This is a genomic window from Acinetobacter sp. YH12201, assembly GCF_013418145.1.
GTDB lineage: Bacteria > Pseudomonadota > Gammaproteobacteria > Pseudomonadales > Moraxellaceae > Acinetobacter.
On record NZ_VPCP01000002.1, the window covers coordinates 29,203 to 47,433 of the forward strand.

12 protein-coding genes and 2 pseudogenes are annotated in these 18,231 nt (G+C 39.8%); 6 read left to right on the forward strand and 8 right to left on the reverse strand.

Going from position 1 to position 18,231, the window contains the following annotated elements:
• Window positions 1-125: 125 nt before the first annotated feature.
• On the reverse strand, window positions 126-2,732 hold the full coding sequence (gene pepN / locus FTU91_RS00710; RefSeq protein ID WP_180080299.1) for an aminopeptidase N: 2,607 nt from the start codon (window positions 2,730-2,732) through the stop codon (window positions 126-128).
• Window positions 2,733-3,165: 433 nt separating this feature from the next.
• Between pepN and FTU91_RS00715 the strand changes: the two genes are divergently transcribed.
• The 3 genes from FTU91_RS00715 to thiM all read left to right on the forward strand — a co-directional run bounded on the left by FTU91_RS00715 (window position 3,166) and on the right by thiM (window position 5,745).
• On the forward strand, window positions 3,166-3,429 hold the full coding sequence (locus FTU91_RS00715) for a hypothetical protein (RefSeq protein WP_180042958.1): 264 nt from the start codon (window positions 3,166-3,168) through the stop codon (window positions 3,427-3,429).
• A gap of 255 nt (window positions 3,430-3,684) precedes the next feature.
• Window positions 3,685-4,848, forward strand: a complete 1,164-nt coding sequence (locus FTU91_RS00720) for a hypothetical protein (RefSeq protein ID WP_086195452.1) — start codon at window positions 3,685-3,687, stop codon at window positions 4,846-4,848.
• Between the two features lie 75 nt (window positions 4,849-4,923).
• Entirely contained in the window at window positions 4,924-5,745 is an 822-nt protein-coding gene (gene thiM, locus FTU91_RS00725) for a hydroxyethylthiazole kinase (protein ID WP_086195453.1), read from the forward strand.
• A gap of 111 nt (window positions 5,746-5,856) precedes the next feature.
• Here thiM and FTU91_RS00730 read toward each other — a convergent pair whose 3' ends face one another.
• Together FTU91_RS00730 and FTU91_RS00735 are read right to left on the reverse strand one after the other, a co-directional pair.
• Entirely contained in the window at window positions 5,857-6,588 is a 732-nt protein-coding gene (locus tag FTU91_RS00730) for a hypothetical protein (protein ID WP_086195454.1), read from the reverse strand.
• A 278-nt stretch (window positions 6,589-6,866) separates the two neighbouring features.
• Window positions 6,867-8,393, reverse strand: a complete 1,527-nt coding sequence (locus tag FTU91_RS00735; protein WP_180080303.1) for a transporter associated domain-containing protein — start codon at window positions 8,391-8,393, stop codon at window positions 6,867-6,869.
• 892 nt (window positions 8,394-9,285) lie between these two features.
• On the opposite strand from FTU91_RS00735, the gene FTU91_RS00740 reads away from it, so the two are divergent.
• From FTU91_RS00740 to FTU91_RS00750, 3 genes and pseudogenes are all read left to right on the forward strand, one after another.
• Window positions 9,286-9,753: a MarR family winged helix-turn-helix transcriptional regulator gene (locus tag FTU91_RS00740; RefSeq protein ID WP_086195456.1), complete on the forward strand. Its 468-nt coding sequence runs from the start codon at window positions 9,286-9,288 to the stop codon at window positions 9,751-9,753.
• Window positions 9,754-9,898: 145 nt separating this feature from the next.
• Complete coding sequence (locus FTU91_RS00745; protein ID WP_166168911.1) at window positions 9,899-10,363, forward strand: MarR family winged helix-turn-helix transcriptional regulator; 465 nt, start codon at window positions 9,899-9,901, stop codon at window positions 10,361-10,363.
• Between the two features lie 153 nt (window positions 10,364-10,516).
• Window positions 10,517-10,980: pseudogene (locus FTU91_RS00750) on the forward strand (MarR family winged helix-turn-helix transcriptional regulator).
• 10 nt (window positions 10,981-10,990) lie between these two features.
• Here the strand turns inward: FTU91_RS00750 and FTU91_RS00755 are convergent.
• From FTU91_RS00755 to FTU91_RS00775, 5 genes and pseudogenes are all read right to left on the reverse strand, one after another.
• Window positions 10,991-11,650, reverse strand: coding sequence for an SOS response-associated peptidase family protein (locus tag FTU91_RS00755; RefSeq protein WP_180080306.1), 660 nt, complete (start codon window positions 11,648-11,650; stop codon window positions 10,991-10,993).
• Between the two features lie 53 nt (window positions 11,651-11,703).
• A pseudogene (locus FTU91_RS00760) lies at window positions 11,704-13,161 on the reverse strand (aldehyde dehydrogenase family protein).
• A 142-nt stretch (window positions 13,162-13,303) separates the two neighbouring features.
• Window positions 13,304-15,466, reverse strand: a complete 2,163-nt coding sequence (locus FTU91_RS00765) for a malate synthase G (protein ID WP_180044572.1) — start codon at window positions 15,464-15,466, stop codon at window positions 13,304-13,306.
• A gap of 361 nt (window positions 15,467-15,827) precedes the next feature.
• Complete coding sequence (gene zapE / locus FTU91_RS00770) at window positions 15,828-16,976, reverse strand: cell division protein ZapE (RefSeq protein ID WP_180080310.1); 1,149 nt, start codon at window positions 16,974-16,976, stop codon at window positions 15,828-15,830.
• 96 nt (window positions 16,977-17,072) lie between these two features.
• On the reverse strand, window positions 17,073-18,080 hold the full coding sequence (locus tag FTU91_RS00775; RefSeq protein ID WP_086195463.1) for an AraC family transcriptional regulator: 1,008 nt from the start codon (window positions 18,078-18,080) through the stop codon (window positions 17,073-17,075).
• Between the last annotated feature and the right edge of the window lie 151 nt (window positions 18,081-18,231).

Sequence of the window (18,231 nt, forward strand, 5' to 3'; positions counted from 1 at the left end):
ATTCAACTAAGACAATCTAAACATAAGCAGCATTTTCAGCCCGCACAATACTTGAAATATCAACAAAAAAAGCCTTTTCTTAGTTTGCACCAAGAAAAGGCTTTTCATGATTAATGGATGCTCAGTTAGATACTCAACATACTATTCAAAGTTTCCGATACGTTTTTGGATTTCACTTGTGGCTTTAAGGCTTCCAGTGCATTTTTCACTTCTGTACATTGTGGCTCTGCCAAGGTGTACCAGCGAGAAAGCACTTGTAATAAGCGTGAACCGACAATCGGGTTTTTCTCATCCAGATATTTAGCCAGATCAATAAAGTGTTGCACACCAAAACTCCAGGTATTGACTGGATTGGCATTTAAACCGCCACTTACTGAACGAATACGGTTAGGGTTACCCAAATCATAGTCAGGATGTGAAGTTAAGTATTTGATGGTTTCTGCATTTGCTTTCGGATGCGCTGCCTGAACCATAAACCATTGATCTAACGACAAGGCTTCATCTTCAAAGCGGCTATAGAAGTCTGCTAAAGCTTCTTTGGCTTGTGGCGCATCATTCCAAACCAAGACTTTAAGTGCACCCAAACGTTCAGACATATTGCCTGTATGATACTGTTCATACGCTAAATCAAAGGCAGAGGCATCACCCTGACGTGCAATCATACCAAGCATGATATTTCTGAGGGCACGTACACCCATCGCCTGAGAGAATTCGCTCTGATTATCCGGATCTAAGTCCAGGTAAGTCTGTTTACAGAATGCACCCAAGTCACGTGCCAATGTATCCAACAAAGCATTACGCTGTTCCTGAATTTTAGCAGGTTGATAATCGGTATCAATACGGCTACCCAAATAGCCTTCAGTCGGTACATCAAACAGACGTGAAGCCAAGAGCGGATCTTTTTTAATGACTTCAGGCAAAGTATTTTTCATAGCTTGAATATAAATATCAGCATCATGCTCTTCCAGCAAAATACGTTCCAGCAGGGTTTGAGTGGCCTGCCACTGGTTAAAACCATTGGTTTCATATTGCATCAAGAAGGCCAGTTCTTCATCTGAATAGTTGAATTCAAGATTGACCGGTGCAGAGAAATTACGCAGCAATGACACCACAGGTTTTGCCATTACGCCGCTAAATTCAATGCTTGCCTCATTTTGATCAAATAAATACACGCCATCTTTTACGCCATTTTCAAACAGTGCTTCAGATTGCAAGGTATATTGCTCACCTGTTTCGGCATTAAACAATGCTAATGCAACAGGAATAGGAACCGCTTTGAGGTTAGGATATTTTGCATTCGTTTTTAAACTTTGTTTAAAGCTTAAGCGATAGGTTTGAGTTGCAGCATCATACTCGCCTGTGGCTTGCAGTTTTGGCGTGCCCGGTTGGTTATACCAGATCAGGAATACCGATAAATCCACGCCTGAACCGGCAGTGAGCGCAGCCACCCAGTCCTCAACGGTTACTGCCTGACCGTCATGACGGCGGAAATATTCGTCTGTACCTTGACGGAATTTTTCCTTACCCAGTAAGGTCGACATCATACGGTTAATTTCCGCACCTTTTTCGTACACCGTCGCCGTATAGAAGTTATTAATTTCGACAAAATGATCTGGACGTGGCGGATGCGATAATGGACCAGAATCTTCAGGGAACTGGTGGGCTTTAAGTACAGCTACATCATCAATACGTTGTACCGCTGCGGACTGTAAATCTTCCGAGAAAGACTGATCACGGAATACCGTCAAGCCTTCTTTCAGGCACAACTGGAACCAGTCACGGCAGGTAATCCGATTCCCGGTCCAATTATGGAAGTATTCATGGGCAATGACCGACTGTACTCGCATGATGGCAGCATCGGTGGTGTATTCTTCATCGGCAAGCACACAAGACGTATTGAAAATATTCAGACCTTTATTTTCCATGGCACCCATGTTAAAGGCACTGGTCGCCACAATCATGTAATTGTCCAGGTCATAGGGACGACCATAATGTTCCTCATCCCATTGCATTGAATGTTTCAGGGCTTCCATGGCAATGTGGCATTTTGGAATGTCTTTTTCTTCGGCATAAATTTCCAGCGAAACGTTCCGACCTTCAGAGGTCACATAAGAATCTTTTAGTACCGCCAAATCACCAATCACACAGGCAAACAGATAGCTTGGTTTTTTGGTCGGATCTTGCCAGATAGTATAATGACGACCTTCACCAGCCTCACCAGCTTCCATCAGGTTACCATTGGCTAACAGTACCGGAAATTTTTTATCGGCTTCGACACGGGTAGTAAATACAGACAGGACATCCGGACGGTCTGGATAGAAGGTAATTTTACGGAAACCTTCAGGCTCGTTTTGCGTTACGAATAAATCACCACTGGCCTGATACAAACCTTCAAGCTGGGTATTGCTTTCCGGATGAATGACCACTTCAGTTTCCAGAATGACCTGATCTGGTGCATTGGCAATCACCAATTGTTCTGAATCAAGCGTGTAATCTGCCTCAGTCAGCAACTTGCCGTTTAAAGTAATGGATTTTAATTCCAGATCACGGCCCAGCAGCACCAAATCGCCGGCAGTCTGGCGTTTCATCACCAGGTTTGCATTGACCTGGGTATGATCTGAATAGACTCGAATATCTAAGTTGATTGAATCCACCAAAAAAGAAGGTTTTTGATAGTCTTTTAAATAAACAGTCTGGTCTGCTTCAACCACCGGGTTTGCCGCGATATTCATATAATGTCCTAATCCTGTCGTTCTTAAGCCAAGACGTTGTTGTTGTGAAATGCTTCGATCATACGACAACTTTCGCAATCTGTCTGTGCCATTGATTTAAGTCTTATATGGGCATATTGCTGCCTGTTTTCAATTCAGATTACGCACATTGGTACAATTAATGTCCTCATTGACCACTAAAGATGCATGAGTGCAGTACATGAACCATGTCAATCTTGATATGAACCTCACTTTCCGACATATAACCATCTACGGCGGAAATGATGCTTTCCATATATGTTTGTATAAATTCAATTTTTTCAGATTGACTAAAATGACTTAACCCAAATTGACACTAACTTTCAAGATGACTACATTTTGAGCACGATTTTTGCTTGTATTCATCTGTGTAAAGCGCACTATAAAATTAAAACAAAACGAGAAGAGGTGTATTATGTATTTAAAAGACCATATTGTTCGCGTTGAAAATATCAAAACCATGCAAACGCTTGATGCTGCCGGAATTGATCACAAAGTGATTGCCATGTTTCTAAGCTGTGAAGGTATTCCAATGAAATCAGCGGATATTTGCGCAATTTTAAATAATTACGATGCTCTAGGAAGCAAAAAAGTTCCATCTAAAAAAGTTCAGGCCTTGATTAATGCAAAGCAGCTAGGCGAGGAGGATGAGTCTCTGCCTTGTCCTGCCTCTTATTAACCGAAAACTTACCTTCTGATTCAATCCCATCCTTCTGATGCCCTCTATCCTTTATTGTGGAGATGAAAGATCAGGTCTTCACCTCCACATATTTCAATGTATTGTAAAACTTAGGCTATTTTTTCAGTATCCTACTTTCTGGCCAGCTTGTGCTTAGCGAATTATTTTCCATTCAGTACTATTCCATCACGTCCTGGCAAAAGACAGGTGTATAATCTCTGCAATGATTAACCCGACTTGTGATCGACCCATTCCATGCTTCTTCAAATTCTGCAAAAACAGCTCGATGAAAGTACATCATGTCCTTTATGTCAGGCATCCATGTTCTGGATAGAGGCTGAACAGTACGATCAAGCAATGAATTTTCATGAATGCAGCCACTGTCATCATCGCCTGTTTCAAGATGGACGTGGCAACTGCCACTGTGAAACATGTCTGTCCAAGCGTAAAAAAATGCTGGCTGAAACACGGCTGCAAGAACAGCGTAAGCTGAAGTCCAAAGACAAAGATGCTGTTGAATACCGGCTGGATCAAATCAGTTTTTTAAATAAATTGTTTTTACTCAGTATTCTGGATAATCAGGTTCAGGAACATACTACGCATCATGAATATATAGACTGGGAAAACATTAAATATCATTCCCTTACACCAAATTATCTGTTCCAGAATTATTTGATCAAGCAACTGGTAAAAGAACAGATCCTGATTGCCAAGGATTTTGCATCCGAAGCCCATCATTATTACGTCAATGTCCGTTTGGACGGTTATTCGGAACCGAGTCTGTTCAGTATTACCCAGCAACTGAGAAACTGGTTCTATGAAAATTTAACCTTGGGTGTGCCTTTTAAAAATGCCGATGAAGTCAAAAATACGCTTTATCTGGTGCTGTATCAGGAAATTATTCAGTTCGCCCAGTTTTATTGTCGGACTTGGGGCATTCAAATTGCAGGGAACAACAGCTTTCAGACCTTCTGCTATCGCCTGATGGATTCTCTGGCAGTAGGTCAAATCTACTATTTAGTACAAACTGCTTTAGAATATTTGCATCAGCAAAAAGTACTACAAGCACGCAATGAAAACTTCATTAACACCAATTTGTTAAAGAAAACCTTACAACAATATCGTGAACGTTCCGTAACTGAAAAATGGGAAACCTCCACCCTGCCTCGTCCACACAACATTCCTTTTAGCAAGATGAGCGAAATCCTGTTGTTCCGCTTTCTGGGCTATGATGAAAGTATTTTTTTCCAGCCCATCTGGAAGTTATGGAAAAAAATTGAACCGCGATTAAGTTTTTATTCACAAAAACGCTGTATGTATTGTGGTTCTAATGAACTTACTGTCGATTATGATGCTGAAAATTATGTGACACTCTGCTGTCGAACCTGTAAGCATCAAGACCACTATTTTACCCAATAGAATTTCACCCACTAGATGGTGATTGATATGTCCAGTTTCTCCGACTCTACCCTGTACAATTCAAGGAATAATCCCATGAATCAAACGTCAACATTGGTCGAGCAGATTGTTGAAGCATGGACACAACTGCAAAGCCGGCAGCCTTTGGTGCAATGTATTACTAACAGTGTTGCAGCAAATTATGCAGCCAATGTATTGCTGGCCGCAGGTGCCTCTCCGGCTATGATTGACAATCCATTTGAAGCGGAAAGTTTTACTACGATTGCCGCTGCACTCAGTATTAATCTGGGTACACCCACCCATGAACAGATGCAGGCCATGCAAATTTCTGCACAAACAGCACAGCATACCCATACCCCATGGGTGCTCGACCCAGTAGGTTATGGACCTATTCTAAAATGGCGTTCGGATATGGTAGATAAATTACTGCAATATCATCCCACGGTCATTCGAGGTAATGCTTCAGAAATCAGTACGCTTGCAGGCAACCAGGTAGAATCCAAAGGCGTGGATAGCACTTTGGATAGTGCCGATGTCTATCATCAGGCTAAAGTACTGTTAGCCCATGCTGACTGTATTGCCATTTCTGGTGAATCCGATTTTATTTTGACTAAAGAGCTAGATGTCGTAATTCAGGTCAATGGCGGTTCTTATTTACAGCCCAAAGTCACTGCGACAGGTTGTGCACTGGGTGCATTAATCGCAGCTTATTGCGCTGTTACATCACCAACTATTGCGACGATTGCAGCCCATACCCATTTTGCCATTGCAGGAAAACTGGCCTTCGATCAAGCTCAAACGGTCGGACGTTTTAATGTGGCCTTTATGGATCAAATTCAAAGTTTAAATCCGGATTTAATCCAGCAATATGCGGATCTTAAAATTCTTAGCCTTTAAGTTTAGTCTACATTCCGGTTACTAAGGTTGACCTGGTTCAGATTGTAATGACCGGGTCTGGGCTTATATTCATGCCAGTATCGGTATAAAAAAGTGAATGACGACGGAAATTTAATAGATTTTTCGACCTGTAAATAAATTAAATACCGTTTCCAAAATCGTTGGCAAATCCAATTTGCAGATACAGAGCAAGCCCATGCCATCAAAATAGTCCGGCACATGCTGCATAAAAAAATTGCTATGCGGTGTTGCCTTATTTCTAAGACGTTGAATGTGCTCAGGTGTAGTGCGAGGCATCACATAGGGATAGACAAAAATATCTTCGCGACGTTTATGCACTTCAGATTTACGCTGCTGAATCATCTGTAGAACTTTTAAATATTGTTGGGGAATTTCTTTGCATCTACGTGGAAAGAAATTCTGTGAGCGAGACGCAAAATAAGTATAAATTTTAGGCTGTATGATGGTCGGTACAAACCATAATGGAATGGAGGGATGTCGAATTCGCTGATTGATTGCCACTCGGATTGCGGTTTTAAGTGTTCTGTTACCTTTACGATAAGCGGGTAAAATACTCGCCCGGTAACTCACCACAAAGATAGGCTGTCCCTCTAGAGAAAGCTTAAGCACAGGAATAATATTTTGTCCGACCAGTGTGTCCTTATGGTAATAATGAACGACCAGAACTGAAACAGCATCCTGATCATAGACAAAATTATAAATTTCTTCTTCGCAAGAATCCGGAAAAATGTGCTGATCAAACTCACAGACCAGTTTAAAAAAACGATGCTTTTCTTCAGATGCAAGTTTTGCAAAATCGAAAATCGTTTCTGTAATACGCATCAAATTGATCCAATTTTTTGATATATTAATTATTCCTGATTCCAATCTACTTAAATATCACTAGAAATAGGGATTTAAACTCAATTCATCCATTTTTTATCTTGTTGCAGTATTTCAGGAAATTTTTTGTATAAAAATACGGCAAAGCACAATAAAAAAGCCCAACAGATCGAGTCTATTAGGCTTTTTCAATAGGGAAAAAGAGGGATTAAAAGATATAAATCTCGAGTTTAAATCCTGAATCACCTTCTTTACCAAACTCTACCCAAGCATATTCTCTAAGGATAGGTAATGAGTACGGACTTAATCCGGTTATCTTCCAGTTCAGTCACTTCAAAGTGAATACCGTGATATTCCAGTTGCGCCCCAAGACTGACTTTGCCATGAGTTTTCTCTAAAATCAGACCGGCAAGACTGATATAACCAGCCTCGTCTTCAACTAAATCCAGCATGCCCAGCTCCAGTTCAAGCTGATACACATCAAGCATACCAGAGGCTTTCCAAGTATGATCATCAATTTTTACCAAGTCGAGCTGCTCATCAGCATCCGGGAATTCACCTGCAATCGCCTCAAATACATCCAGAGGAGAAATCAAACCTTGCACATTTCCAAACTCGTCACTCACCAATACCAATGAACCTTTCGAGCTACGCAAGGTATTAATGGCATCAATCACTTTCATTTTTTCAAAAATATAAATCGGACGATGGCGTTTGATTAAAGCCCTGAGCTGTTCTGGCTCTTCAATGACATCAAGGAGTTCTTTGGCACGAACCACACTCAATACTTTATCCAGGCTACCACGACAAACTGGAAACAAGCTATGCGGTACAGCAAGTACCTGTTCACGAATCTGTTCAGCACTGTCATCCAAATTCACCCAGGAAATCTGGCTGCGCGGAGTCATGATCGAAGCAACTGACCTTTCTGCCAGGGTTAATACCCCACCAATCATATAACGCTCTTCATCAGCAAATGCTTCTTGCGCTTCAAAGTGCTGAGCACTGTTAGTGACCGTTTCCATTTTGCCGCCCATCATTTTCAAGATGGAATCTGCAGTACGGTGACGTAATGGAATTTTAGATTCATGTTTGGCTACATTACGTTGACCAAACTGGTTAAATGCTTCAATTGCAATGGCAACACCAATACCTGAATAAATATAACCTTTCGGAATATGGAAACCAAAACCTTCTGCAATTAGGCTAATACCAATCAGCAACAAGAAACTTAAGCACAGAATCACGACAGTCGGATGTCTGTTTACAAAAGTAGTTAACGATTTAGAAGCCAGCAACATCACAGCCATGGCAACAATCATGGCCACCATCATCACATAGATGTTGTCGACCATGCCGATTGCGGTAATCACCGAATCTAGAGAGAATACCGCATCTAGCACTACAATTTGTGTAACAACTGCGGTAAAACTTGCATAAACAATATTGGTGGTAACTTTAACTTCAGGCTTGCCCTCAATTTTTTCATGCAGTTCAGTCACAGCTTTATAGACCAGGAATAAACCACCGAATAAAAGAATAAGATCTCGCCCTGAGAATGTCCAATCAAAGACGGTAATAAGCGGTTTGGTCAAAGTGACTAACCAAGAGATAGCAAACAATAAGCCCAAGCGCATGAATAAAGCGAGGGAAAGACCTACTACACGTGCTTTATCACGTTGTTCTGGAGGAAGTTTTTCGGCCAAAATGGCAATAAATACTAGGTTATCAATACCTAAAACAATTTCTAAAACAATAAGGGTAAGCAAACCAACCCAAATTCCCGGATCTAATAAAAACTCCATTAGTTTATATCTCCGTTTTCAAGAATTTGGTTAAAAAAAATTTAAACCGGCACGGCGACGGATCCATATAAGTGACCTTTTCAACAATAGATAAATTTATTATGCACAATCTATTAAATTTGTAATCAAATTTTTGTATTTTGAACAGTTTCATCTTAGCCTGCCATGCAATTTAGCTTACTTTTGACGCTTTTATTTCGACCTCATCCGATTTTTAGATTAAGAAAATTAAGATTGATCCTTCAATGAATAAATTATTCAAAAAATATTATTAAACAATTATTTATTTAAAGACTTATTTAGAGGATTTACTTGCATACATAGGATTGACTTATTGTATGTACAATCCCAATGTCGAAAATATTTTATTAACAAGACCCGTTCCCCAGCCTTTTTCATTCGAATCAAGGATGATCAAAATTATTGAATTGAATAAATGATAGCTAAACTTAAGATAGGCAAGCTTCTAATTCTATTATTAAAATTTACAGGATGATGTGCAATACCTCATAAATAAGATCATGTTCAGGCATACTGCCCAAAAGTTTGAAATGCTTAAGCCTGCCACTTTACAATACAATATCCCCAGAACAACGTTATCTTCAGAACTTATCAAAATCCTGAAATCTAAGTACACGTATTGAATTTCGTTCAAAATATTGTCGGATTTCATCAAGACCAAGACAGCTCTACCCTGTCTTTTCTAATCCTTATGCTCAAATTTTAATTCTTTTGTAAGGAAATTTATAAATATAAGTTTCCTTATTGCAATATAAAAAACTTGAGATATATTAATAACAATAAAAATAATGTGCGTTGTTAGGCAAAATTGGATTTAAATAAGACGCTTTTCAACAAATTAAATACAACAATCTTAGGGAGGCTTTTCTCCATGACTAAAAAGTACAGTAAATTTTTACCTTCTATTGCAGAAGATTTCTCTCTGGAAAATTTTCCTTATTATTGGGTCACTCAAGTGCATGCCCAATATATACAAAATGTAGATCACGCTTTGAAAAAATACGGACTGGACAATTCACGTCGCCGTATTTTACTGTCACTAAAATCCAAACCTCATGCCAGCGTATCAGATCTCTCAGAAATGGTCATTTCCAAAATGTCGACCACCACCAAAATCGTCTATCGCTTAAAAGATGAAGGACTGGTTGAAACCTATTCATGTGAAGATGATGCCCGTATTACACGAGTTGTCTTAACCGAGAAAGGACAACAAATGGCACATAAGATTAATGACCTGACCAATGTGGTTTTGGAACAATCTTTTGAAGGTCTGACTCCCCTACAAATTGAAAAAATGATGGAAAGTTTAAAATATATTTTTAAAAATTTAGCCCATTAAGTCGGGTTAAATTCGAAAGTAAACAAATGATTTTTAAGTTTTACTTTACAATATTTTAAAAGATATCGTTTTCACTTTAAATTTATTAAAAATAAGTTACAATAATAAAATACAATTACAACAATTATTATTGGGAAGAGTATAGATGACAAAAAAATACAGTAAGTTTTTACCATCTACAGATAATTTTGAGCTGGAAAATTTTCCATATTACTGGGTAAGTCAAGTGCATGCTCAATACGTACAAAATGTTGACCATGCACTGAAAAAATATGGTTTAGACAATTCACGTCGCCGTATCTTGCTCGCTTTAAAATCCAAACCTCGTGCCAGCGTGTCAGATCTATCAGAAATGGTGGTGTCTAAAATGTCAACTACCACCAAAATTGTCTATCGTTTAAAAGATGAAGGACTGGTTGAAACCTATTCATGTGAAGATGATGCCCGGATTACCCGAGTTATCTTAACCGAGAAAGGACAACAAATGGCTCAGAAAATTAATGACCTGACCAATGTGGTTTTGGAACAATCATTCGATGGTTTAACCCCTTTACAAATTGAAAAAATGATGGAAAGCCTGCAACATATTTTTAAAAATTTATCACGATAATGTAATAAAGCTGTAAATTTAAAATTTCGGTTTAATACTGAATTTTTCTTTTGGACTTTACAGATAATATACAATTCATGCATTTTTTACATTTTCTAAAAAATGTTGAAGCAATAAATTATAAATAAAAAATTAATGGGGAGAAAATAAACAATGCCCAAGAAATATAGTAGATTTTTACTTCTATCTGGTGAAAATTTTGATTTAGGAGACTTCCCTTACTACTGGATTACTCAGGTTCATGCACAAAGTGTAAAAAAACTAGATCACGCTTTGAAAAAATATGGTCTGGACAATTCACGTCGCCGTATTTTACTGTCACTAAAATCCAAACCTCATGCCAGCGTGTCAATCTATCCGAAATGGTCATTTCGAAAATGTCGACCACCACAAAAATCGTCTATCGTTTAAAAGATGAAGGACTGGTTGAAACCTATTCATGTGAAGATGATGCCCGTATTACCCGAGTTGTCTTAACCGAGAAAGGACAACGAATGACCCTGAAGATTAAAGATCTGAGCAATATAGTTCTCAAACAATCTTACCAGGGCCTAACTCCATTACAAATTGAAAAAATGATGGAAAGCTTGCAACATATTTTTAAAAATTTATCGTAATCATCTTAGCTTAATCGAAAAAATTAAGTTGGGGACTAATTTTTTCGATTTTTGCCTTTGGAACATGTAAACATTCAAAATCTACCTCCGGAAACCCTTCTACGAAAGAACGAATATCTGATGAATTAAAACTTAGCCATTCCTCTAAACGCTCGTGAGGAATAATAATCACTGAGCGTTTTACATTTCCAGGTTCATGAAAATCTTTCATCATAGGGTGATTTATGGCATCCATCGTAAGCATGGTTGCTGAACGAATAATTTCATCTCCAATTCGGCAAATTTCATAGAGCGCTGCAATATAAAAAGCATGGCCGTCCTTTCGGCGTACCCCCCAACGTTGAGGCTTATTCTCAATATATTTTGACTCATAAAACTCACTCACCGGCATCACGCCAAATTTGCATTTTGAAGCAGCATTTATAAATGTCGGTTTTTGTAGCAAAGTTTCATTTCGAGCATTATAGGTTTTTAGGGCAATAGTTTTATCTTCAGCCCATTTAGGTACCATCCCAAAATTAACCTTGCGCCACTCCAAACCTTGCGCTGATTTGAACAGCAAGGGCAACTCATAATTTGGATAGACCTCATCCGGATATTCAAAAGGAATATCCGGAAGATTCAACTCATGAAGCTGCTTTAAAGTAAGCGGTTTAAAATTAGCGCACATACAATAAGATTTAAATTAAAACTTATTCCATTATAACTTTAATCACATCATTTCTACTTCACATGACTATTCGGAAGCGTTAACCAATGTGTACGGCTGAACTCATCCAATATCCACTGTCCATTAAAGCGCCCCAAGCCTGAATTTCGCTCTCCGCCAAAGGGTGCATTCGGCTGATCTGCCACGGTTATGGAATTGATATGTGTCATACCTGCATCAATCTGCATTGCAAAACGAGTTCCGCGCTCGAGATCGGTGGTACATACTGCGCTGGATAGCCCATAGGCTGTGTTATTAGCCAAACGCAAAGCATCGGCTTCATCTTGAGCCTTAATGATTGGTAAGACTGGCCCAAAACTTTCTTCTTTCGCTAAACTAGATTCAGGATTGACATCAATAAAAATATGCGGTGGCACCACATTATCTTGAATATCGCCTCTCACGATAAGTTTAGTCCCCTCTTTCAGTGCCTGAGCAATAATGTGTTTTATTTTTTCAACTTGTGTCCCATTAATAATCGGACCAATGAGAGTATCCTCTTGCTCAGGGTCACCGTAGACAATGTTTTTAGTGCGAATGACCAGTTTTTCAACAAAAGTATCATAAACTTTAGCATCGACAATCACCCGATTGGTACTCATGCAAATTTGTCCCTGATGCAAAAAACGTCCCACCACAGCGAGTTCCACTGCCAGATCCAGATCAGCATCATCCAGCACCACTAAAGGCGCATTACCGCCCAGTTCCAGCGCCATTCGCTTCAGATGGCTACCACCAACTGCCAATTGCCCGACACGTTTTCCAACTAAGGTTGAACCTGTAAATGAAATCATTTTAGGGGTATCGTGCTCAACAAAGTAATCCCCTATTTCACCACCTAAACCGGCAACCACACTGAATACCCCCTCAGGGAGACCCGCTTCTTCAAAAATTTTGGCAAGTAGCATTCCTCCTGTAATAGGTGTATCACTTGCAGGCTTTAACACCACACAATTTCCAATCGCTAGGGCTGTGACTACAGAACGCATACTAAGATGAAATGGAAAGTTCCAAGGACTAATTACTGCAATCACGCCGAGCGCTTTTCGTACAACATGGCTTTTGCGAGTAGGGTCTATAGATTGCAATTTCTGGATTTCCATTCTTTCAGGAAATGTGATGGCCTCATTGATAATACCCAATACAGCGTCTACTTCAATATTGGCTTTAAAATGTGTGCTGCCAGACTCCTGAATGAGCCAGTCAATGATTTCTTCGCGTCTATTTTTGACCACATCCAAAACTCAGAGGATAATGCTTTTACGCTCGGATGGAAGCGTTTGCGACCAGGTAGTAAAACTACGCTCTGCAGCCGAATAAGCACTATCCACATCGACAAGGCTGGCAGCCTGCAATTTTAAAATAAGTTCTTGAGTATAAGGATTGAGATTATTAAGCGTATGGGTTGACGTTCCTTTTAGCCAGTGCCCTGCTATAAATTGTTCATCATTAAATTGATAAGCTTGCATCATCAAATCCTTTAGTTATTTTGCTTTGAAGATTAATGTATAACTGAATGTATTAAAGTGCCAGAATAAAAGGATTTTTGTTACTTTTAGACAATAAAAAAGCCTCCGAAGAGGCTTTTTTATATGGTAGCTTGATTACGCAGGATTAATCACCTGTGTAACCTTTTAATTTCAAACGGTATGCATGAAGTAGCGGTTCAGTATAACCAGAAGGTTGTTCAGCACCTTTAAAGACTAAGTCATATGCAGCTTTGTAAGCACAGCCATCAAAACCTGGTGCCATTGGTGTATAAGCTGGATCATTTGCGTTTTGCTCATCAACCACTTTAGCCATACGTTGCATCACTTCTTCCACTTGCTCTTTGCTTACAATACCGTGACGCAACCAGTTTGCCACGTGTTGAGAAGAAATACGTAAGGTTGCACGGTCTTCCATCAAGCCAACATCGTTGATGTCTGGCACTTTAGAACAACCTACACCCAGATCAACCCAACGAACTACATAACCCAAAATACCTTGAAGGTTATTTTCAAGCTCTTTAGTTTTCTCTTCAGCAGTCCAGTTAGTATCTGTCGCTAAAGGCGGAGTTAACAAGTCATCTAATGATAACGGCTGAGTATTCAACAATTCTTTTTGACGCTCAGACACGTTGCATTGATGGTAATGGATCGCGTGAATCACAGCGCCAGATGGAGACGGAACCCATGCACAGCTTGCGCCAGCTTCTGGATGCTCAATCTTGGTTTTGTACATGTCTGCAAGCATATCTGGTTTTGGCCACATACCTTTACCGATTTGTGCCTTACCACGTAAACCTGCTTGAAGACCGATCATCACGTTACGGTTTTCATAAGCCGGGAACCAGATTTGTGACTTCACTTCACCTTTACGAACAAATGGACCTGCTTCCATAAACGTATGGATTTCATCGCCTGTACGGTCCATGAAACCGGTGTTAATGAAGATGGTACGGTCTTTCGCCTGAGCGATAGAGTTTTTCAGGTTCACAGATGTACGACGTTCTTCATCCATGATGCCAATTTTTAAAGTTTTCGCAGGTAAACCAAGTGCCTGTTCAGCACGTTCAAATAACTCAACTGCAAATGCAACTTCTTCTGGACCATGCATTTTTGGCTTCACGATATACATAGAACCTTTACGCGAGTTCTTGATCGTGTTTTCGCCTTTAATGTCAGCAAAAGTCAATAACGGCGTGATTAACGCATCCATGATACCTTCGTAGATTTCTTGACCATCTACCAAAATCGCAGGGTTTGTCATCAAGTGACCCACGTTACGAAGCAACATCAATGAACGGCCATGAAGCGTCGTTTCACCACCAATCAGGTTTTTATGAGTACGGTCCTGGTTCAATGTACGAGTCACGGTTTTACCGTTTTTCTCGATTGATTCAGAAAGTGTACCGCGCATCAAGCCCAACCAGTTACGGTAGCCTTCAACTTTCTCTTCAGCGTCTACAGCTGCGATAGAGTCTTCCAAGTCTTGAATAGTGGTTACAGCAGCTTCCAGTACAAGATCTTTTACGCCAGCAGCGTCAGTTTGACCAATCGGGCTGGTTGCATCAATTTCAATAATAACGTGTAAGCCATTGTTTAGAAGTACGATTTCAGTTGGTGCTGCTTCATCACCATTGAAACCTACAAATTGCCCTTCTTTTGCTAAAGTCGTTGTTGAACCATCTTTTAGCATCACAACTAATTTTTTGCCTTCAACCGCATATTTGGTTGCATCTGCATGCGAACCATTTGCCAGAGGGAAGGTTTCATTTAAGAAGTTTTTAGCAAATTCGATAACTTTTGCGCCACGAACCGGGTTATAGCCCTTACCTTTTTCCGCGCCACCTTCTTCAGAGATTACGTCGAAACCGTAAAGCGCATCGTATAGAGAACCCCAACGTGCGTTTGCCGCATTCAAGCAGTAACGTGCATTACGCACAGGTACTACCAATTGCGCACCAGCCAATAATGCGATTTCTTCATCTACATTTTCTGTGCTGATTTGGAAATCTTCTACTTCTGGTAATAAGTAGCCAATTTCAGTAAGGAAAGCTTTGTAAGCTTCGAGTTCAAATTTGTTGTTGCGGTGCCATTCATCAATTTTAGCTTGAAGGTCATCACGCTTAGCCAATAGTGCTTTGTTCTTTGGACTAAGATCGACAACGACTTGTTCAAAGTTTTTCCAGTATGTTTCACTGTCCAAACCAGAACCTGGTAATGCTTCATTTTCGATGAAATCGTAAAGTTCTTTAGCAATCGCTAACTTGCCTTTTTGAATACGTGCAGTCATTGTCTTTCCTGATATTGCTACTTTTTATAACAAGAGATTCTAGTATACCGATTTATACCTAGCTGAATAGTATTATCACATTCCTAAATAATGATCATTTTCTAATAAATGAATGTAAACATCACTCAATAAAATAAAGATCACAAATGCAACATTATTATCTGCCTGAATACCTTTTTATAGTCTATAAAGTTTTTAAAATGTCGAAATTAGACTTAAGTGCAGAATTTTGTTTTAAAACCAACCAAAAACGCTATTTCTATCACTGTCGAGCAAAGATTAAGCCACGAATAGAACAAAATGTCGATAAAACACTCAAACAATTTATGTAAAAAAAAGCGCCTGTTTAGGCGCTTGATCTTTAGCTGGCTTCTGAGGCCGACCCCTGTATTTGTCTATGTTCAGAGTTCAGATAATCGTCAGACTGCATTTCCAGTAAACGTGAACGCGTACGTTCAATTTCAAAGGCCAGTTTTTCACCTTGATAAATGTCAATAATACTGTCTTCCGACGTCAGCAATAGTTTGACCCCACGATCGTAAAACTCATCGACCAGATAGATAAAACGGCGTGTACCTTCCGATAGATAATCGGTCAAATGCGGCACATTACTGACCAGTACAGTATTATAGATATTGGCGATTTCAATAAAGTCAGCCGGACTGCGCGGTTTTAAACACAGCTCTGAATATTCACACCACAACACATCTTCAGTATGACCAATGGTTTCAACAATACGGTTATTGATGATAATCGGTTCTTGGGATTGAGTTTGAGTCTGGGTTAAAGCAGTAAAGCGCTGCGCAATCCAGAGTTTATGCTCATGTGTTAATGGATGTTTAAATAATTGTGCCTGTTTCAGCACACGTAAACGATAATCCACACCGGCATCCACATTGAGAACTACACAATATTTTTTCACCATTTCAATAGTGGGGATAAAACGGTCACGATGGATTCCATTTTTATATAAACCATCGGGTGCAATATTTGAAGTCGCCACCAAGGTAATGCCACGGGTAAACAGTTTCTGGAATAACTCGCTCAGAATCATGGCATCTGTGACATTGGAAACAAAAAATTCATCAAAACAGATGACCACTGCCTGCTGGTAAATCTGGTCTGCAACCTGATCCAGCGGATTTCGCTGCCCTGATAATTTATTCAGCTCACGATGTACATGTTGCATGAAATGATGAAAATGCATGCGCGTTTTACGGCGAAACGGAATCGACTCAAAAAACTGGTCCATTAACCAGGTTTTACCTCGCCCCACACCACCCCACATATATACACCTCGTGGTGAGGTTTGACGACGAAAACGGCGAAACGCTTTTTTTGAAGCTTTGAAACGCTGAATCAACTCTTGCCAAACGCGATCCAGCTCATGTACAGCTTGCGCCTGTGCCTCATCCGGCATGAACTGACCAGACGCGATGGCCTGTGCATAGCGCTCCGCAGGTGATAAGGGAATAAAGGCTGTACTGTGCTTAGAATTTAAATCTGACATAGGATTGAATACTATTTTAGGCTATTGAAAGTATAGCGAAGGTTGAGGTGAAATATATAACACTTTGGCATTAATATACTTAGGCTATTTACAAAACTACTTAAAGTACTGGCGTGGACTTTGTCCAAACCAGCGTTTAAAGGCATGATTGAAAGCTGCAGGCTCTGAATAACCCAGCAACTCTGCAATCATTTCAATGGAATATTCTTTATATTCCATCAATCTTAATGCCTTGTCTTTAATCAATTGTTCACGTATCTGTTTATAACTGCTTTGTAACTGTTGCAGTTGATGCCGCAACGTACGTTCTGGAATTTGCAGCGCTTGTGCCGTCTCTGCCATGCTAGGCATTACACCTGCTTGCAGCTCCAGATAATCTTGCACACGCTGCACCAGGGAGGGTACAGATTTATTCATCTTTAAACGCTCCAACTCAGCAATACATTTGCTCTCATAAAGATTAAAGGTCATTTTATCTGCTGAAGGAATTTGTACATTTAACACGGCATCATCAAACCAGAATGCCGCCGACTCAGCAGCAAACTGTAATTCAGTACCATAGTAATCCTGATAGACATCTAGATCCTGCTGATTTTCAGGCAGCACAAACGGTAGTTCAATCTGCATTCGGGGAATACTTAAGCCCATCATGTTATACAGATCTTGAATAAATTTATAAGTTCCCGATATTTCACATTGTGCTCGCAACAGTCCGAGGTCACTGTTTAAATCTTCAGGTACATAGCACAAAGCCACCTTTTGAGCTTTATATTTTAAACTCAACACACCTGTTAAATGAGTTAATGCCTGATAGCGAATCCCCTGCTCTAAAGCAGTACGGATATTTTCACTGGTAACCAATAACATCAGTAAAGGACCATAACCCGCAAGTGCATAATGCTGCCCAATAAACAGACCTTTTTCTGGTGCCACATCCTGCCCAATAACTTTAAGCACATCCCATTCCAGACCTGGATGAATAATTGAGCTAGGATCCAATGCATCCGCACGCAGTCCAATACTTTGAAGTTTTGGATCAACAGCAATCCCAGCTTTACGCATGCCTTGAATTAAATACATCAAGCCGAGAATGGAACGTTTCATAGCAGGATCACATCAAAATAACTTCTTAATTTTTACTATAATTTTTCATGCTTGCAAATTGCCGAAACTATCAATTTTTCTGTCATGGCTATCATGTCGGTTATCTCACCCTTGCTATAAGATACAAAAATAATAGAAGCAATAAGGCCAA